1 protein-coding gene is annotated in these 2,427 nt (G+C 62.5%); it reads right to left on the bottom strand.

Annotation, left to right across the window (positions count from 1 at the left end; translation table 11 throughout):
- Nucleotides 1–108: 108 nt before the first annotated feature.
- Nucleotides 109–1,890, bottom strand: coding sequence for a reverse transcriptase domain-containing protein (locus tag ACWD01_RS37360; protein ID WP_451168433.1), 1,782 nt, complete (start codon nt 1,888–1,890; stop codon nt 109–111).
- Between the last annotated feature and the right edge of the window lie 537 nt (nt 1,891–2,427).

Genomic DNA, 2,427 nt, shown 5'->3' on the forward strand with positions numbered 1-2,427 from the left:
GTTGGGTCGGCCGCGCGGTGAGGTGCTCGCCGTGGGGCGAGTCCTGTTCCGCGCGGCCTCCCGCCGAACCGGACATGACGGTTTCCCGGTCATCCGGCTCTCCAGTGACTACTGCGTGAGTGATCTGGCTGGCCGTTCTGAATGGATACGGTCGTGGCAGACGTCGCAGGCCACGACCGTTTTGCGTCGTCGGTGAAGCATGACGCGTGCCCAGTCGGAAGGCTGCCATCCGGCATGTGCGAGGTCGGCGAGAGCACGGACGTGGTGCACCTGTACATTTCCCTTGCTTCCGCAGATCTCGCAGGTATCCGCCAGGAGTCTCGCGATGAGTTCCTTCTGCGGATAGTCCACCCGCACCGGCTCGCGGTCGGCGAGTTCCGTCGCTCGCTGCCGTTGGAGGGGAATTCCGCCGAACCGTGCCACCAGTGGTTTCCTGTTCTTCCGCTCGATACGGGCCTCGAAGCACACCCGGGGCCCGTTGGGCGTGTCAATTCTGGCCTTGTGCTTGGCGGCCATCTTCGACACTGACGAACGGTGCTTGGCGGCAAGGGTCTTGAGCATGGATGTCTCCATGACCCATTGCAGCCGGTGCAGCCGGAAGACATCTCCGGCGAGCAGGTAGTACTGGACAACGCCCCGGTAGACGCTCCCGAAGGTCGCCACGATCGCGTGATCGCTGCTGTTGATCAGGGCTGTCTTCTTCGCGGGTTCTCCGCGGGCGAGATAGGGGGCGCACTTGGACTTGATCACATCCCGTGGGACACGGAGAGCGATCTGGCCGTTGACCCGACGGTAACGGCCGGTCTTCTTCGTGTCGTTGTGCTGGGTCGTGATCTCGTAGCCGAGAAACCTCGCTGCCCCGGTGCGGGCATGAGTGATCAGCGTCTTTTCCTGGGACAGCTCCAGCTTGAGTTCGTCACGCAGGAACTGGGTTAGGTATTGCTTGATCTGCTCGGCCTCGGCTTTCGGTCCGGTGAAACCGAGGAGATGATCGTCCGCATAGCGTATGTAGCGCAGCCTGCGATATGCCGGATCGTCTGGATCCGCGCTGGGCAGGCTGACCATCCGCTGACGCAGCGCGCGGGCCTGGACCCGGTCACCGCGCCGGCGGGCTTTCGCCAGCAGATTCTGCAACTCCAGATAGGCCGGGTTTCTGGCCCGGCGCTTCCCTCGGGTGTACTCCGGAATAAGAACTGTCTCGACGAACTCATCCAGCTTGTGCAGGTAGATGTTGGACAGGACCGGGGAGGCCACTCCGCCTTGCGGCGCTCCGGAGAGCGTGGCACCCCATCTCCAGTCCTCCAGGTATCCGGCCTTGAGCATGTTGCGCACCAGCCGCAGAAACCGCTGGTCACGGATCTTCTCGCCGAGGATCGACAGCAGCACCTGATGGTCCAGGCTGCCGAAGCAGTCGGCGATGTCCCCTTCGATGAACCAGGACGTCCCGGTCCAGGTGTGGTCGACCTCCCGCAAAGCGGTATGGCAGCCACGGCGGGGACGGAATCCATGAGAGCGGTCGGAGAACGTCGGCTCGTAATACGCCTCCAATAAAAGGCGGATCACTTCACCGACGAGTTTGTCCGACCAGGTCGGCAGCCCCAGCGGACGCGTCTTCCCGTTCTTCTTCGGGATTTGGACACGCCGGACCGGATGGAAGCGGTAGCGCTCGTGGCGCATCGCATCGATGATCCGGTCGATCTTCCGCTGTGACATGCCGTCCACGGTTTCCGACGTGACCCCGGGCGTCATCGCGCCATGGTTGGCGTAGATCCGCCCGTAGGCCAGCAGATACAATTGCGGATTGAACAGCTGCCGAAACAGTTCATCACACGGCAGGCCACGCCTGCCGCGTTCACGCAGGACACCCAGCACCGTTTTGGCGCTCTGCATTACGCATACCTCCCGACTCTGTGGTGTCCGAATCACCTGGCCCCCTTCGCCCGATGTGGACGGCTTTCCCGTCCTCCCTGACCGGTCGTTACTCCGGCGACTACTACGGGGCCTCCGTCGCCATAGGACTCGCATCCCGTAGGCGATCCCACGTTCGTCCCTGTCTGTACGTTCTAGCGCGACACAGGCGTCCCACTCATCTCCTTGAATGTCCTCGCTGGACATCGCTCCGAGCTCCGGAAGTGCACCGGACAACCTTCGAATCCAGGGCAGAGCACGGCGCCGGTTTCAGTCGTCTTTCCGGCGGATGGGAACTTGCATCTTCTGGAGATTGGGCTTCAAACAATCCAGTCTTCGCCATATCGCGCGGGCCGCCCAGCACACCGTCTCTGACAACTGAGCCCGGTCACTGGTTTTCTGACATGCTGTTGTCCCCTTCACCTTTCGGATCCAGGTAAGTCATCCGGCCCAGAAACCTCCTTCCGAGTTCCTCCCGGCTGAGCCGGGGATACAAACAGAGCGCCTCGTGGCGCACAA

Source organism: Streptomyces sp. NPDC002835, from assembly GCF_053591995.1.